This is a genomic window from Cryobacterium sp. TMT2-17-1, from assembly GCF_004402765.1.
GTDB lineage: Bacteria > Actinomycetota > Actinomycetes > Actinomycetales > Microbacteriaceae > Cryobacterium > Cryobacterium sandaracinum.
Map to the genome: position 1 here is coordinate 23,437 of NZ_SOGC01000038.1, position 16,360 is coordinate 39,796.

Below are 16,360 nucleotides of genomic sequence, written 5' to 3' on the forward strand. Positions count from 1 at the left end.
ATGGACAGCCTGATCGACCTGTTGCCCGAACTCTGGATCGCCGCGGGGGAGACCCTCTACATCGTCGGCCTCACGCTCTTCTTCGGCGGGATCGGCGGCCTGCTCGTGGGCCTCGGCCTGTATCTGACCCGCGCCGGCAGCATCCTCGAGAACCGCGGGGTCTTCGTGGTGTTGAACCTGTTGGTGAACATCGTGCGGCCGATCCCGTTCATCATCTTCCTTGCCGCCGCCCAGCCGCTGGCCCGGACCGTGGTGGGAACCGGCATCGGCAACGCGGCGATTATCTTCACGATCTCGCTCGCGGCATCCTTTGCCATGGGGCGCATCGTGGAGCAGAACCTCCTCACGGTGACGCCCGGTGTGATCGAGGCGGCCCGCAGCGTGGGGGCCGGGCCGATCCGGATCATCTTCACGGTGCTGCTGCCCGAGGCGCTCGGCCCGCTCATCCTCGGCTACACCTTCATCTTCGTGGCGCTCGTGGACATGTCGGCGGTAGCCGGCTACGTCGGCGGCGGCGGCCTCGGAAACTTCGCGCTGCTCTACGGTTACCGCCAGTTCAATCCCGTGGTGACCTGGGCGGCCGTGCTGCTGATCATTGTGCTTGTGCAGCTGGTGCAGTTCCTCGGAAACTGGCTGGCCCGGAAGGCATTCCGCCGGTAAGACGACCCCCGAGTGCGGGACATCTTTCGCGCGTTCTTTCAGCGCCGGACATCCCTCGTTCACCTCCGGTTCAGGTGATGCTCCCGGACCGGACATTCGTGGGCTGGACAGTACACGCGGGGTCGGCCTATTCGAGCCGCTTACACGTCACAGTGGCCCCTTCGCTGCATCATCCTTGCCCAGGGAGTCATCTTGTCGCCGAGCCCGAGCATCGTCTTCTCGGCGTTTGAATCCGCCGCCGACCCCCGATTGCATGGATGGGTGGCTTTCCGTGAGAGCGTGCAGAATGTCGGCACTCCCGTTAGGGCGGTCGCCGTGCGTGACGGGCACCGCGCCGGTCCCTTGCTCACGGGAGCGCCGCGGCACTCCGGTATCTGGCGACTGCTCGCCTCGAACCGGCGCGAGCTCGGCCGTAGCTCCTCCGTCTACGCAACGTTCTCCAGCGCGCGAGCCCACGTCCTCGAACTCAAGGGCCAGTGCGATTCGATGGTCGCCACGGTTGTCACGGGTCCCAAGGCCGGCACACACGGGTGGGTGATCAGCGTCGGTGATGTAGTCGTGATGACTGCAGGGCGCTGGTATGGCGCGGCGTCGACCAGCCGCGAGGCCTCGGCTGGAACCATTGAGGCTTTCCACAGCGCGCTCGTCGGTGCGGACGCCCGTCATGCCACGGAGGCCGGGCAGCGCGGCAACCGGGTACTCTCCGACGAGGAACGGGCCCTGTCCTGGTGACCGTGCGCAAGCACCGCGGAACCCCCATGATCGCCACGGTTGCCGGCCTCTCCGTGGTCGGCTGGCTGGTCTTCGGCTGGCTGGTACCCGGTTTCCAGGCACCCGAGGGCGTGCGGGCGAGTCTCGCACCGGCCGCGTCGGCGGTCATCACCACCGTGCCGCCAGAGGTTGCCCGATCGCTGCCCGCGGCCGAACCAGCGCCCGCCACGCTTGCCCTGCCGACGGTTACGCCTCCGATTGATGGCAATGCGGCGCTCGCCGACCCTGCCTGGGCCACCCGCGTCGCCCAAGCGGCCGGCATCCCAGTGCGCGCCCTGCTCGGCTATGCAGGGGCGTCCCTGGCCCTGGCGGCCGAACAACCGGGCTGCCACCTCGGTTGGAGTACCCTGGCCGCCCTCGGCAACGTCGAATCCGGTCACGGCAGCCACGACGGTTCGGCACTCGGAGCGGATGGCGCCGCCCGCCCGGGCATCTTCGGCCCCGCACTCGATGGCAGCGCTTTCGCCGCGATGAGCGACACCGATCGCGGAGTCTGGGACGGCAGCACCGAATGGGACCGCGCGGTCGGGCCCCTGCAATTCATTCCGGCAACCTGGCAGCGATGGGGCGCCGACGGCAACGGGGACGGCGTCGACGACCCGCAACAAATCGACGATGCCGCCCTCGCCGCCGGCCGCTACCTCTGCCACTACGGCGAGCTGTCCCGGCCCGATCGCTGGCGCGCCGCCGTGTTCGCGTACAACCACGTCGAATCCTATGTGAACACCGTTGCCGCGACCGCGAATACCTACGCCGCGGTGGCGGGCGCGCGGTGACGCCGTATATAAACGTAGCGAGCTAAACCGCTCGGTGGCGCACGCCACTTCGCGCTCACCGCGCGGCCGCCGTTCTCCCGTGACTCGGCTGCCGCCGTGATGCGCGCCCACGTGCGGGCGCCCTCTTCGGGGCCCCCGGTCCTGCACCGGGTGCAATCCCGCGCGCTCAACTCTCCACTACGCGTCCACCTCTAGCTGGACAAATCGACGCTCAGTGTTAACCAAGCGCCCCAAACATGTGTCTCGGACGTGCTACCTCCGCGTTCGTTCCGCTCCCCACACCCGAATGTGCAAGGACACCCATGTCGTTTTCGACCCTCTTCGACGCGCCTGCGATCGAGCCGCCAACGGTCGACCCGGCGAACCCGGACTCGTCCCCGCGCCGCTTACTGACAGCGCGTCCCTCGGTCTCGGACTCGGTGTTCCGTTCGGTGGCCTTCTTCGCCGGCTGCATCACCGTGGCGATCATGCTCGCCGTGGGCGTGTTCCTGGCGTTGCGTGCCTCGGAGGCCCTCGGCGTCGCCGGGTTCAGCTTTCTGGTCGAGCAGGACTGGTCGCCGGAGTCGCAGAAATTCGGCATCGCATCCGTCTTGTTCGGCACCATCACGATCGCGGTGATCGCGATGTGCGTCGCCGTGCCGCTCGCCCTCGGCACGGCCCTGCTCATCTCCGAGGTCGCCCAGGGCCGGATGCGCTCCACGCTCGTCACGCTCGTCGACCTGATGGCCGCCGTGCCGAGCGTGGTCTTCGGCCTCTGGGGCGTCTTCTTCCTGCAGACCAACGTGATCCCGGTCGCCACCTGGATCTCCAGCTACTTCGGCTGGATCCCGCTGTTCCGGGTGGCGGACGCCAGTGGGCAAGCGCTCACCGAGGCCAGCGCGTTCACCTCCTCGGCGTTCATCGCCGGCATTGTCGTCGGCCTCATGGTGGTCCCGACCCAGACGTCGGTCATGCGCGAGGCCTTCTCCCAGGCGCCGATCGGCGAGCGCGAGGCCGCCTTCGCGCTCGGGTCGACGCGCTGGGGCATGATCCGTGCGGTCGTGCTGCCCTTCGGTCGTGGCGGCATCATCGGCGGCACCATGCTCGGCCTCGGCCGTGCTCTCGGTGAGACCATCGCCGTCTACATGATCATTTCGCCGATCTTCACGATCAACTGGGAGGTGCTGAAGACCGGCACCAACTCCGTCTCCGCGCTCATCGCCCTCCGCTACGGCGAATCCAGCTCATTCGGCCTCTCCGCGCTGATGGCAGCCGGACTCGTACTGTTCCTGATCACCCTCGTGATCAACTTCACGGCCTCGTCGATCGTGGCACGGTCTCGATCCGGGGCGGAGAGCGACTGATGACGATCACGCACGCACCCAACATCACGCACGCCGCGACCAGCACCTGCACGACGAACGACACCCACACCACGACGATCCCGGCCTACGACGGCACCCCGATCGGACCGCGACGCCGGGTGCGCGGCGCCCGGCTCGACGACCGGTTCAACGTTCTCGGTGCCGCCGCAGCCGGAATCGCCGTCGCGGTGCTCCTCTTCGGCTGGATCACTCCGCTTTCCGGCGGCGTGGGCTGGGCGCTCGTGGCGTATCTGGCGTTCCTTGGCTTCTACGCCCTGCTCGTAAGCTTCACGAGCGACGCGCAGGAGGTCAAGGACCGCGTGATGGCGGTGCTGCTATCAAGCGCCGGTGTGGTGCTCTTCGGCGCCCTGGTCTTCGTCGTGGCGTTCACTCTGATACGCGGGCAGGAAGCCCTGCCTCATCTCAACTTCTTCACCCAGAGCATGGAATTGGCCGGACCCCTCGACGGCCTCGACCTGGGCGGTATCGTGCACGCGATCCTGGGCACGCTCATGCAGATTTCGATGGCGCTGGCGGTCACGATTCCGCTCGGCATCACGACCGCCCTGTTCCTGAACGAGGTCGGTGGCCGATTCGCGAGGTTCGTGCGCACCATTTCGGATGCGATGACCGCGCTGCCGTCCATCGTGGCCGGCCTGTTCGTCTACTCGGCGATCATCGTGCTGATCACGCACCAGCGGTCGGGCTTCGCCGCGGCCATGGCGATCACCGTCATGATGCTCCCGATCGTCATCCGGGCCTCGGATATCGTGCTTCGCCTGGTCGCCGGCAACCTGCGGGAGGCCGCCTATGCCCTCGGTTCCACCCGCTGGGCCACCATCTGGTATGTCGTGCTGCCGACCGCCCGGCCCGGACTGGCAACGGCCGTGATCCTGGGCACAGCCCGCGGCATCGGCGAGACCAGCCCAGTGTTGCTCACCTCGGGTGTCACCGCGGTGACCAACCTGAACCCCTTCGCCGGCCCGATGATCTCCCTCCCGCTGCAGGTCTTCGACTTCGTCAAGTCTCCTGAGCCCACCATGATCGCCCGAGGTTTCGGCACGGCCGCCGTCCTGATCCTCCTGGTGCTCACCCTCTTCGCCATTGCTCGACTCATTGGCGGCACCGGTCCCGGCCAGTTGTCCCGTCGGCGGCGACTGCGCGTCGACGCCGCATCGGAGCGGGACCTGCAACGGATGAGCGTACGGGGTGACCTCGGTCCGGGGATCACCGGAACCAATTCAATGCTCCGGCCGACCAGTTCACCTACCGACCTCACCACGAAGGAGACGTCCTCGTGACGCCGCAAACCCGACAGATTCGCACAGTCCGAGCCTTATTCGCGCTCGTCGTTGTGCTGCTGAGCGTTTTCACGGCGCCAGCTGCCCAGGCAGCGAGTTACGACCAAATCACCGGTACCGGCTCGACCTGGTCGCAGAACGCCCTGGACCAGTGGCGCAAGAATGTTGCCAATAACTACGCGATGACGGTGAACTACTCCGGAGTCGGCTCATCGGCCGGGCGCCGTGACTTCGTCGCGGGCAACGTGGACTTCGCCGTCAGCGAGATCCCGTTCCAGACCGCCCCGGAGGACGGTTCGGCCCCTGAGGTGCCTGCCCGCGGTTACGCCTACATGCCCATCGTGGCTGGTGGCACGTCCTTCATGTACAACCTGAAAATCGGCGGCAAGCGAGTCACAAACCTTCGGCTCAGCGGAGAGGTCATCGCCAAGATCTTCACCGGCGCCATCACGAAGTGGAACGACCCTGCCATCGCGACCGACAACCCCGGGCTGGCCATGCCCGACAAGGGTATCGTGCCCGTCGTTCGCTCGGACGGCTCCGGCTCCACGGCGCAATTCACACTCTGGATGTCCAAGCAGCACCCGGCCCTCTGGAATTCCTTCTGCACGAAGGTCGGCCGGTCTGCCCCCTGCGGCCTCACCTCGCAGTTCCCCACCTACGGCAACGCCAAGGCGCAAAGCGGATCCTCAGGCGTCGCCGGCTACGTGAGCCAGGACTACGGCGAGGGTGCGATCACCTACGTGGAGTACTCCTACGCCAAGAACTCCGGTTTCCCCGTCGCCAAGGTGCTCAACGCCGCGGGTTACTACACGGAACCCACGGCCAATTCCGTGGCCGTCGCACTGCTGAAGGCATCCATCAACACCACACCCGGGCCTACCTACCTCACCCAGATCCTGGACGGCGTGTACAACAACGCGGACCCCCGCACCTACCCACTCGCGAGCTACTCCTACATGATCGTGCCGACCGAAGTCGGCGGCGTCTTCACCGCCAAAAAGGGCCTGACCCTCGGTACCTTCGCACATTACATGCTCTGCGAGGGGCAGCAGCAGGCCGAAGCCCTGGGCTACTCGCCTCTGCCGATGAACCTTGTGCTGGCCGGCTTCGACCAGATCAAGCGAGTGCCAGGCGCCGATGCCAGCGGCGTCGACATCAACAAATGCAACAACCCGACATTCAAATCAGGTGACTCCCCGTCAAGCAACCTGCTGGCCACCACGGCTCTCCAGCCGGCCGCCTGCGACAAGATGGGGGCCAACCAGTGCACCACCGGCACGGCCGGGGCGCTGGCAGACACGGCCGTGTCCGGTAGCGGATCGGGTGGTGGCGCGGCCGGCTCAGCCGCCGCGACAACTGCCGGGGGAACGGCTTCGCCGGCAGGGTCCGGGGGAACAGGTGCGGTGGCGCAAGGCGGGACGGATGCGGCATCAGGCGCGGTGGCCTCGCCCGTGTACGACGAGAACGGCGCCCTCGTGTCCACGGTCGGCGCCACGGCAACCGGCGTGGTCGGCACGGCCATCGCCGCACCGTTCACGTTGGCGGAAGGCGGGTGGGGCGCCCAGCAATCGATCATGCTCGTCGCCGGGCTTCTCCTGCTGGCCGCCGCCGTGCTGCCGCCGGTGCTCGCCGGCCGGTTCAAACCGCGTGTCGCGAAGGCAGGAACCAAGTGAAGCGCGTCACGTTCGCCCCGAAGAACGCGCTCTGGGCCCGCGCCGGCGCCAGCGGAATCGTCGTCGGTCTGCTGGTCGGCGTGGGTGTCGCCGCGCTCGGCTCCCTGGTTCCCTCTGCAGCATCCGCTGACACGTCGACCGCGGTCACGGTCGCGTCGAGGGGCTACGACCCGGACGTCGCCACCGCCCCCTTCCCCGACCTCAAGGTCACCGTGTCCCAAACCGAGGACCTCGTTTCCCAGGGGATCGTCGTCAACTGGAGCGGAGGCACGAAGTCCGAGCGGCCCGATGGCAGTTCGGGAGGTCAGGACTTCCTCCAGATCGCGCAGTGCTGGGGAGACGACCCGACGGATTCCAGCCGCCCGGATCGTACGACCTGCCAGTACGGCGGCTTCCCCGGCAAGGCCGCGTCCACCCGCGACACCGCGGTCAGCCAGGACCAGGTGGCCCCGCAGGACGCGCAGTACACATCTCCCGCCAACGGGTTCACCATTCCGGCGTTCACCGCGATTCCCTACCGCGCATCCACGGGCGGTTCGATCTCGTCGGTGTTCGCCGACTCGGCCAACGTTCTCACGCATCATGTCGTGGATCCCCTGACGGGCCTCGTGCAGAAGGCCACCGGTTCGCCGTCCGACACCGGGGTCACATTGCCCGACGGCATCTCCGGCGTTGACCTGGCCACCAACGAGTTTTACACCCAGTACACGACGAATGAGGTGCCCTGGGCCGGATCGAGCGACAGTGGCGACGGCTCCGTCAAATTCGAGGTGCAGACCGCGATGCAGTCCCCGGGCCTGGGCTGTGGCACACCCGTGACCGCCGCGGACGGCTCTGTCTCCGGAAAATCCTGCTGGCTCGTGGTCATCCCGCGCGGAAAAAGCGACGCGGGGGAGTCCTACATCACCAAGTCCGGCCTGCTGTGGGACTCCTGGAAGCACAGTGTGGCCGTCAAGCTGGACTTCAAGCCCATCGGCCAGCGCTGCGCCATCGGCTCGGCCGAGAAGCAGCTCTCCGGAAGCGAACTGGTCGCCGCGGCGATCGGGTCATGGCAACCCAAAGTGTGCACCGGTGCGGCGGGTTCCTCTTTCGCGCTCAGCATCGGCAACGAGGAGGACGCGCTTGCCGCGGCGAGCCTCACGACACCCAGCCCGCTGGCTCTCACCTCACGTCCCCTGCAAACCGACAGGGTCGATCCCGTCGCATACGCACCGATCGCCCTCAGCGGCGTCGCAGTTTCGTTCTCCATCGACCGCCGGGTGAAACCGGTTGGCGCAGTTCCCCAGGAATACAAGGCCAGGAATACCGAGGCGTTCACGTCACTGAACCTCACGCCTCGCCTGGTCGCCAAGCTCCTCACTAATTCGTATCTCGACTCACTGCCTTCCGGGGCGCCGGCCACGTCGGACTCCCTCAAGTTCTTCGGCTACACCGACTCCGCGAACCCTGGCGCGAACGCGCGCAACCTCATGGTCGACCCCGATTTTCTGGCGGTCAACGACGATGAGTGGAAGTACCAGGACCTGACCGGGCCGTCCCTGGGAGACATGCTCCTTCCCTCCGGGAGATCCGACGAGGCCCAGCAACTGTGGCGTTACGTCCTTTCCGACCCCGCCGCCGTCGATTTCCTGAACGGAACGCCCGACATGTGGGGAATGAAAGTCAACCCCTGGTCGTCCACCAATGCCGCTGTCAACCCGTCCGGGACGGCCATGACGATTCCCCGCACGAATTTTCCGAAGGCTGATCCACTGGAGCGGCCCGCGGCCGCTGCCGGCACCGGAACAACGGCAGTGAACCTGGTCACCTGGCGCCCCTACACCAGCGACTTCGAGAGCGGCGCGTATCTCACCCTGCGCGGCGACGGGCAGGAGCTCGGCGACTGGAACCCCACCAGCGTCCCGCCGAAGTTCGGCAAGAGCGTGCGCAGCCTGGTGGGCAACCAGCGCGTGCTTGGCGTCACCACCGCAGCCGCGGCCGCTCGCTACCAAACGGTGACGGCGTCATTGCAGAACTCAGCGGGCTCGTTCGTGGCGCCATCGCCGGAGTCCATGCTCGCGGCCTCCGCCGCCATGGTGCCGACCAGCACAAACCCCAAGGTGCTCGAATACGACCCGGCGAACCCAAGCGCCAAGGCTGCCGCCACAGCGTACCCAATGACGATGCCGGTCTATGCCGCGTTGAATCCGCTGCAAACGGATGCCGCCCAGAGGGCCATCTACGCCAACCTGATCCGGTACGCGGTGGTGGCAGGCCAGGTACCTGGGACGGAGATCGGGCAGCTGCCGCGCGGCTACACCCCGCTCCCGAAGAGCTGGGTGGACCAGGCGCTCGCCGCCGCGACCGCAATCGAACAGGGCGGCAGCCCGGTCGTAGCAATGGCCATGCCCGAGACTGCCCCTGCGGTCGACAGGCCGGCCTATGTGCCGACCCCGTCAACCTACGGTCCGGCAGAGTTCCAGGCTCAAGCCGCGCCGGTGGTGGCCGACGCCGCGGTCGACCCGGCCGCGACGGGCACCGTCGTCGACCCCTTGGTGGCGAGACCGACGCCCGCGGACCCGGTCATGGGACCGGTACGCGCGGCGGTGCCGGCCGGGCTGCTCTCCGGCCTGCTCGCCGCCTGCGGCGTCCCCTTTATTTCGCGCGTTCGGAGACGATCCTGATGCGCGCCCAACGTGACGCTTCGCGCGGGTTCCCCGCTTCGGACCGTAGCGCTGAGACAAGAGGGACCCATCCGGATCCGTCTCCTGCATCACCCACGAAAGGCACCCCAGTGAACACCAAGAAGGCTCTTGCGCTCTGCGCAACTGTCGGCGTGGCCATCTCCGGCCTTGTCATCGTCAGCCCGGCTAACGCCGAGCCCGTCTCGAACAGCTACTCCATCGTCGGCTCCGACACCCTTGAGGACGTCGTCAGCGCCCTGGCCAACGGTTCGGGCCTTTCGGGCGCGTCGGTTCGTTCGACAGCCAACGGAAACAGCATCGGCTCGTTCGACGCGACCGGCACCCCGTTCATCACGACGAAGTCCTCCGGTGTGCGTTTCGGTCGCCCGAATGGCTCAAGCGACGGGCGCACGGCCCTTCTCCGTTCCATTGACGGCGCCCCGTACACGTCCGGAACCGTCGGCGCGCCCGCGGGCGTCGTCATCACGGGGCAGATCGACATCGCCCGTTCGTCCGGATCAGGCACGGTCGACCCGGCAGGTAGCCTGATCCAGGTGCCTTTCGGTCGCGACGCGATCGCCTACGCGTATGACAGCGCTTCGACGGCAGCCGGCATCGGTACCATCGACACCGCGACCATGACGAGTCTTTACACCTGCAGCGTCACCACCCTCGGCGGAGTGAAGGTCACACCGGTCATCCCGCAGGCCGGTTCCGGAACGCGCAAGGACTTCATGTCCAAAATCGGCGTCACGGATTCGACCCTGGGTTCGTGTGTCACCGTGGGTCAGGAGCACGACGCCTCTGACCTGGGTATCAACACTGTCGCGCCTATGTCGGTGTCCCGCTGGGTCGCCATGAACACTGGTGCGAGCTTCCCCAAGAAGAAGGACACCACGGTCCTGGGCTCCCTGGTCGCAGGCACCACCCCCGTGACAGGCACCGGCACCTCGATGGCCCCGGTGGCCGCCTACTACGCCGACTCTCGTTGGGGACGCGACACGTACCTCGTTGTTCAGTACGCACGAGTTGACCCGACGAATGCCGCATATGACTCGACTCTGGCCGACCTGCTCGATCCGACAAAAAGCGCCAGCCTGACGAACTCCCAGACGACTTTTGCCGCCAAAGCCGGTTCGTTGAAGAAAAAATTCGGCATTCTCGCACCCTCGACCACCACCGCCGTTCGAATCTCCAAGTGACCTCCGCCCAAGAACAGGACTGTAAATAAATGAAGATCAACAAGAAGTCGTGTCTCGTCGCCGCCGGCGTCGTTTCGCTCGCTCTGGTCGCCGGAGCCACGGCCGCGGCGAGTGCCGCGACAGCCGCAACGCAGACGAATGGTTCTGCCGCTCCCGTCTACATGTACGACACGGATGCCGTCCAGAAGTCGGACGGCTACGTCTGGGGCTGGAAGGAGGACCTCTTCGGCTCCTCCACTCAGGGCGACATCAACGGCGAGTTCACCTGCCCGGCGAACTCAACGAATATCTTCGCCTTCCTGGCCACCCCCGGAACCGAAAACACCGTCCTCACCTGGAAGGCGTACGCGCCCCTCGCGTTCAACGGAGCGACACGCAACGTGCTCAACCCGACCCTCGCGCCGATCTCGCTCATCAATAACTCCCAGACTGCGGCCAGGAACGCCGGCGGCAACTACAGCCTGGGCCTCGCGTGCACGATGAACTCTGGTGTCACAGTGACCGCCGCCTTCTACCGTACGATCAGCGTCGTTCCGGTCACCGGCGCCTTCACGTTCCTGCCGCAGGCCGATGTGCCGGTGACGCCGACGCCGACGCCGACTCCGACGCCGACCGCGACTTCGACGCCGACCGCGACGCCGACGCCGACTGTGACGCCAACGCCGACCGCGACGCCGGCTGCGGTTCCTGCTGTGACGCCGGGCCTCAACTCCGGCTCGTCGGGCAACCCGGCGTCTGGCTCGTCAGAGCGCGTTGCCGCAGCGACGAAGGCCGACAAGGAGCTCGCGTCGACCGGAACCGCCAACACCCTTCCGCTGCTGGCTTCGGGCATGCTCGCCCTCGCGGCCGGGGCCGGCGTGATTATCGCGCGTCGCTTCCGCCGCGCTGACAAGTAGGCAGCACACCGTACGTCCGAAGGCCACGGGACGAGTTGTCCCGTGGTCTTCGGGCGTTCGTCGGCGTCTATGCGTCTGTTGAGTCGGTGCATTGGTGCTCGCGCGCGAGATCGCGTTTCCCCGTCGTTTGCTCTGCGTCCAGCATGCCGAAACCTGGAATGGACTAACTTAATTGTGCTCACATCCACTGCCGCGCCCCGCCTGACGGCCGTGACCCTCATCGCAATGTCCTTGATTTGCGGGCTTGCCGGGCTCACCGCGACCCCCGCGAGCGCCGAGGCTGCCACGAATGGGCCTAGCGGTATGAGCGGGGAGCCGACGAACATCCACGATTTCTTCTATGTCAGCGGGCTCACCGTGCTACCCGCTCCGCAGATCGGGCCGGAGGGCGGGGACCTGACCCTGGAGTTCACGATGAAGAACGTCAGTACCGCCCCGATCACCTCGAGCCTCCGGTTCTGGCTCGACAATGCGATCAACCTGCCCGTCCAGACGCTCGACACGGTCGAGGTTGCCAACCTCGCACCGGGGGAGACACGCACCATGAGGGCAACCTTTGAAGATGTCGGCCAGTGGACCTTCTTCCGAGGCCACGTGACGATGACTCCGCCCGTGGACATCGCTGGCACGGCTCTCTGGTCGCTGACCCGCGACTCGTTCACGCTCATCCTGCCGTGGTTCCTCACGGCGATGCTCATGCTCCTGGCAGCGCTCGTCCTGGCGGTGCGCCAGTTGCTTCGGCTCCGCCGGTCGCGACGCCCACTGCCCGACCTCGCACTCGGCTACGGGCCGGTCACATCGTGACGGTCGCCACAACGCTCCGGCGACCGAAGCTGCCAACGCCGCCGCGGCGCATGCCCGTGCCCCCGCGTGCATTCGTGGAGCTGAGCGCGCGCGATCAGGCCATCCGCACCACGCTCACGATCGTTGCCGTGCTCATCTTCGGCTTTCTCGCCAACCTCACAATTTTCGGCCAAGTGCAGCACTTCGTCTCGCAGCAGCAGCTGACGAACTCGCTGCGAGCAGAGCTCGCTCAGGGCACGGCCCCGGTCAGCGAGGGCACCGTGGACCAGGTTCTGCTCGAGGCCGGAGCCCCAGTGGCGCTGATCGACATTCCCTCGATCGGGGTGCACGAGGTGGTCGTCGAAGGAACCGACTCCGGTACCCTGCGTGCCGGACCGGGCCACCGCCGCGATACCGTGTTGCCGGGCCAGGCCGGCTACAGCGTCATCATGGGCCGCGCCGCTGCATACGGCGGCCCTTTCGCCCGACTGCAGGAGTTACGACCGGGGCAGCAGTTCACCGTCATCACCGGGCAGGGCCGTCAGGAATTCTCCGTTCTCGGCGTTCGGTACGCGGGTGACCCCATGCCGGCTCCCCTCGGCGCGGGGAAGAGCCGCCTGATCCTCGTGACGGCTCGCGGCCCCGCGTTTGTGCCGAGCGGGATCGCCCGGGTGGATGCTGAGCTCGTTTCGGAAACGAAACCGGCGGGCGTCCGAGCGACCACATTCGTGACCCTGCCTGCCGTCGACCGGGAGCTCGCCACTGACACCAGAACGGTGTGGGCGCTTGTGTTCGCCTTGCAGTTCCTGCTGCTGGTCGAGCTTGCCGCCGTGTGGGCCTATCGACGCGTCGGCCTCCGCAAAACCTGGACGGTTTTCCTCCCCGTCGTCACCGTGGGCGGCCTGTTCGTGGCCGACCAGATGGTGCGCCTGCTTCCGAACCTGCTGTAGAAACGATGGAGTCCATGAACGACGAAATGATCAACGCTGACGCGACGCAGGTGCTGCCGCTACAGAAGGCGCCACGGCAGCGAGAGAGCAGGCTGCGCCCGCCGGCTCGATCCGCCGTGCCGACCGTGACGAGTCGCCTGTCCGTGCCGTGGCACAAACGCCCGGCCGGCCAGGACCTGTCCCCGGAAGCCCCGGGCCACGCGGCTGTGGGGGACCTCGCCCCACTGGCCACCCTCGAAGGCCGCAACGTTTCCGCCTGGTTCGGCGAGCGTCAGGTTCTCGACCGGGTCAACCTCGTGATGCCCGCGGGCGTCATCACCTCGCTGATCGGGCCGTCGGGCTGCGGCAAGTCGACGTTCCTGCGCATCCTGAACCGGATGCATGAGCTCGTTCCCTCCGCGAGCCTGGCCGGAGAGGTGCTCCTCGACGGCGTAGACATCTATGACCCGGAACGCAAGCTCGTCGACGCCCGCAAACACATCGGGATGGTCTTCCAGAAGCCCAACCCCTTCCCGGCGATGTCGATCTACGACAACGTCATCGCAGGCCTCACCCTCACCGGCCAGCGTGCCTCGAACGACGAGAAGGACTACCTCGTGGAGAGCTGCCTGACCAAGGCCGGCCTGTGGAAGGAAGTGCGGGACCGTCTTCGGGCGCCGGGCGGCGGGCTGTCCGGCGGCCAGCAGCAACGCCTGTGCATCGCCCGATCCCTGGCGGTGACTCCGCGCATCCTGCTCATGGACGAACCGTGCTCGGCCCTCGACCCCACGTCGACGCGGGTGATCGAGGAGACCATGCTCGAACTCGCCCGGGAGGTGACCATCGTGATCGTGACCCACAACATGCAGCAGGCGCAGCGCGTCTCGCAGAACTGCGCCTTCTTCCTCGCCGCTCAGGGCACGCCCGGCGGGATCGTGGAACACGGACCCACCGACGCCATGTTCGGCAACCCGATCGACCCGCGCACCGCGGACTACGTCAACGGCCGGTTCGGGTAACGATCGGCGGCCTGGGATCTGAGAACCGGCCGGAAACTGGGGGTCAGCTTTTCCCCTCCGGGCCGCCTGGCCGAATTACACTGAAGCATGACTTCCGCTGGCTATGCCGAGATCGAACGCACTTTCGACGTCAACCCGGCGACGACGCTGCCGCCCCTGCACGACCTGCCGGGCGTCACCCACGTGGAGCCGCCCGTCGAGCACCACCTCGATGCCCTCTACTACGACAGCATCGACTTGGTCCTCGCCAGCCGGCGGCTGACCCTGCGCCGCCGCACCGGGGGAGTCGACGCCGGCTGGCACCTCAAGCTCCCGGTCGCCGTTGACGAGCGTCGCGAGATTCGGGAGCCGCTGGGCGAGCACCCGGAGCACATCCCGGAGGCCATCCTCAACCTCGTGCGCGCGGTGCTCCGCGGCCGCACACTGGTGCCCGTGGTGCGGCTGCGCACCCGACGCACGGTGCACGAACTCGTCGGCGAGGACGACCAGGTGCTCGCCGAGGTGTGCGACGACGAGGTGCAGGCCGACCGGCTCGCGCCGGAGCCGCTCAGCCAGACCTGGCGGGAATGGGAGGTCGAGCTCGTGCACGGCTCCCGCGACCTGCTCGACGCCGCCCAGGTGCGGCTCGCGTCGGTCGGCGTGGAGCCATCCGGAACCCCGTCCAAACTTGCCCGCGCCCTCGGCGACGCTCTGCCGCCCTTCGTCACGGTCCCAGTACCTCGGCCGACCCGCAAGAGCTCCGCCGGTGCCGTGCTGCTGAAGTACGTGCACGAACAGGTGCGGGCGATCGGCACCCAGGATGCCCGGGTCCGAGAGAACGACGTGGACGGCGTGCACCGGATGCGCGTGGCCACCCGCCGCCTGCGCTCGGTCCTGTCCACTTACCGGGACTGTCTGGACACCGCGGTCACCGGGCCTCTCCGCAACGAGCTGCGCTGGCTGGCCGGCTCGCTCGGCGCCGCCCGGGACGCGGAGGTGATCCGGCAGCGCCTCGCCCACCGGCTCGGGCAGGAACCGGCCGAACTCGTCGTGGGTCCGCTGACGGAGCGCATCGACGAACATTTCGCGGCGGTCATCCGGGGTGCCTGCAGCCAGACCCTCGCCGCCCTCGACTCCGAGCGGTACTTCCGGCTGCTCGACACACTCGACGCCGTGCTGGCCGCCCCGCCGCTGCTCCCTCCGGCGGACAAGCCCGCGAGCATCGTCATCCCCGAACTGATCCGCGCGGACTGGAAGCGGCTGCGCGCATCCGTTTTCCTGGCGCAAGGCACCCCGTCGGGCGCTGTGCGCGACGAGGCGCTGCACGAGGCGCGCAAACGGGCCAAGCAGCTGCGCTATGCGGCCGAGACGGCCACGCCGCTGCGGCGCAGCCGAGCGGTGCGGCTCGTAGCCGCGGCCCGGCAGGTGCAGGACACCCTCGGCGACCATCAGGACAGCGTCGTCGCCCGGGAGAAGCTGCTCCGGCTCGGCATGGCCGCGTACCTGCAGGGTGAGAACGCCTTCAGCTACGGTCGGCTGCACGCAGTGGAACAGAACGGGGCCGCCGCCGTGGAGGCGCGTTTCTTCCGCACCTGGCGGGACTTTCCCAAGGCCTCGATCGCGAAATAACTCAGTCGAAGCCGAGGCTGAGCTTGCGCAGCAGGGTCGCGAGACCGGCCTGCTCGCTCGGCGACAGCATGGCGAGCAATTCGGCCTCGGCGTCGACCAGCCGGGTGATGGCGGCATCCACCCGGGTGAGCCCGGCCGGGTTCATCCCCACGAAAATGCCGCGTCCGTCATTGGGGTCCGTGCGCCGGGTGACCAGCCCGCGCTCAACGAGCCGGTCGATCCGGTTGGTCATCGTGCCGCTGGAGACCAGCGTCTGCTGCAGCAGGGCCTTCGGGCTCAGCTCGTAGGGTGCCCCCGCGCGGCGCAGCGCCGAGAGCACGTCGAACTCCCAGGAGTCCAACTCTGAGCGGGAGAACGCGGTGCGGCGGGCGCGGTCCAGGTGCTTGGACAGACGGGCCACGCGCGACAGCACCTGAAGCGGTGCGAAGTCAAGGTCGGGCCGTTCGCGCAGCCAGGCGTCAACGATCCGGTCGACTTCGTCATGTGCGGGCATCCGTCTATTATCCCGCTCGGGCACGCCAACCGGCGCAGGAGCGCGTCCCAGGAGCGCCGGGGCGCGCTATCGGCGCGATATCTGGCAGACTTGTCACCGTTGGTCGGCCCGCGGTCGACGAATTCCGCCGTGGTGTAATGGCAGCACGACAGCCTTTGGAGCTGTTAGGTCTAGGTTCGAGTCCTGGCGGCGGAGCACTGCATGGCGTCACCATCCGGTCTTCCCCGGGCGGCTCCACCG

General features: G+C 67.4%; 14 protein-coding genes and 1 tRNA gene. 14 read left to right on the top strand and 1 reads right to left on the bottom strand.

Annotated elements, in window-relative coordinates; genetic code table 11:
- The 13 genes from E3O47_RS10380 (at position 1) to E3O47_RS10445 (ending at position 15,627) form a co-directional block, all read left to right on the top strand.
- Complete coding sequence (locus tag E3O47_RS10380; RefSeq protein ID WP_104100811.1) at positions 1–660, top strand: ABC transporter permease subunit; 660 nt, start codon at positions 1–3, stop codon at positions 658–660.
- 261 nt (positions 661–921) lie between these two features.
- Complete coding sequence (locus tag E3O47_RS10385) at positions 922–1,392, top strand: hypothetical protein (protein WP_134343497.1); 471 nt, start codon at positions 922–924, stop codon at positions 1,390–1,392.
- Between the two features lie 2 nt (positions 1,393–1,394).
- Positions 1,395–2,207, top strand: coding sequence for a lytic murein transglycosylase (locus E3O47_RS10390; protein ID WP_241973040.1), 813 nt, complete (start codon positions 1,395–1,397; stop codon positions 2,205–2,207).
- 302 nt (positions 2,208–2,509) lie between these two features.
- Complete coding sequence (gene pstC / locus E3O47_RS10395; RefSeq protein ID WP_134415466.1) at positions 2,510–3,550, top strand: phosphate ABC transporter permease subunit PstC; 1,041 nt, start codon at positions 2,510–2,512, stop codon at positions 3,548–3,550.
- Positions 3,550–4,851 carry a phosphate ABC transporter permease PstA gene (gene pstA, locus E3O47_RS10400; RefSeq protein WP_134420451.1) on the top strand — a complete coding sequence of 434 codons (1,302 nt, stop codon included), beginning with the start codon at positions 3,550–3,552 and terminating at the stop codon, positions 4,849–4,851. The genes pstC and pstA overlap by 1 nt, the downstream gene beginning before the upstream one ends.
- A complete protein-coding gene (gene pstS / locus E3O47_RS10405; RefSeq protein WP_166785376.1) occupies positions 4,848–6,527 on the top strand; it encodes a phosphate ABC transporter substrate-binding protein PstS in 1,680 nt (559 codons plus the stop codon). Before pstA ends, pstS begins: the two co-directional genes overlap by 4 nt.
- Positions 6,524–9,190 carry a hypothetical protein gene (locus E3O47_RS10410; protein WP_134420453.1) on the top strand — a complete coding sequence of 889 codons (2,667 nt, stop codon included), beginning with the start codon at positions 6,524–6,526 and terminating at the stop codon, positions 9,188–9,190. Before pstS ends, E3O47_RS10410 begins: the two co-directional genes overlap by 4 nt.
- 110 nt (positions 9,191–9,300) lie before the next feature.
- Complete coding sequence (locus E3O47_RS10415; protein WP_104100817.1) at positions 9,301–10,392, top strand: hypothetical protein; 1,092 nt, start codon at positions 9,301–9,303, stop codon at positions 10,390–10,392.
- 29 nt (positions 10,393–10,421) lie between these two features.
- Complete coding sequence (locus E3O47_RS16015) at positions 10,422–11,288, top strand: LPXTG cell wall anchor domain-containing protein (protein WP_166785377.1); 867 nt, start codon at positions 10,422–10,424, stop codon at positions 11,286–11,288.
- Positions 11,289–11,462: 174 nt separating this feature from the next.
- A complete protein-coding gene (locus tag E3O47_RS10430) occupies positions 11,463–12,092 on the top strand; it encodes a hypothetical protein (protein WP_134343492.1) in 630 nt (209 codons plus the stop codon).
- A 56-nt stretch (positions 12,093–12,148) separates the two neighbouring features.
- Positions 12,149–13,021, top strand: coding sequence for a sortase (locus E3O47_RS10435; RefSeq protein ID WP_241977431.1), 873 nt, complete (start codon positions 12,149–12,151; stop codon positions 13,019–13,021).
- A 224-nt stretch (positions 13,022–13,245) separates the two neighbouring features.
- Positions 13,246–14,019: a phosphate ABC transporter ATP-binding protein gene (locus tag E3O47_RS10440; protein WP_198412015.1), complete on the top strand. Its 774-nt coding sequence runs from the start codon at positions 13,246–13,248 to the stop codon at positions 14,017–14,019.
- Positions 14,020–14,106: 87 nt separating this feature from the next.
- On the top strand, positions 14,107–15,627 hold the full coding sequence (locus E3O47_RS10445) for a CYTH and CHAD domain-containing protein (RefSeq protein ID WP_134343490.1): 1,521 nt from the start codon (positions 14,107–14,109) through the stop codon (positions 15,625–15,627).
- Position 15,628: 1 nt separating this feature from the next.
- Here the strand turns inward: E3O47_RS10445 and E3O47_RS10450 are convergent, their stop codons facing one another.
- Positions 15,629–16,120, bottom strand: a complete 492-nt coding sequence (locus E3O47_RS10450; RefSeq protein WP_104100822.1) for a MarR family transcriptional regulator — start codon at positions 16,118–16,120, stop codon at positions 15,629–15,631.
- Positions 16,121–16,243: 123 nt separating this feature from the next.
- Between E3O47_RS10450 and E3O47_RS10455 the strand changes: the two genes are divergently transcribed.
- Positions 16,244–16,315: transfer RNA gene (locus E3O47_RS10455), tRNA-Gln, on the top strand.
- Positions 16,316–16,360 lie beyond the last annotated feature (45 nt).

Bases quoted from the DNA above. Each gene is read 5' to 3' on its own strand.
- E3O47_RS10380 (WP_104100811.1), top strand. From the start codon at position 1: ATGGACAGCCTGATCGACCTGTTGCCCGAACTCTGGATCGCCGCGGGG.
- pstC (WP_134415466.1), top strand. From the start codon at position 2,510: ATGTCGTTTTCGACCCTCTTCGACGCGCCTGCGATCGAGCCGCCAACG.
- pstA (WP_134420451.1), top strand. From the start codon at position 3,550: ATGACGATCACGCACGCACCCAACATCACGCACGCCGCGACCAGCACC.
- E3O47_RS16015 (WP_166785377.1), top strand. From the start codon at position 10,422: ATGAAGATCAACAAGAAGTCGTGTCTCGTCGCCGCCGGCGTCGTTTCG.
- E3O47_RS10445 (WP_134343490.1), top strand. From the start codon at position 14,107: ATGACTTCCGCTGGCTATGCCGAGATCGAACGCACTTTCGACGTCAAC.
- E3O47_RS10450 (WP_104100822.1), bottom strand. From the start codon at position 16,120: ATGCCCGCACATGACGAAGTCGACCGGATCGTTGACGCCTGGCTGCGC.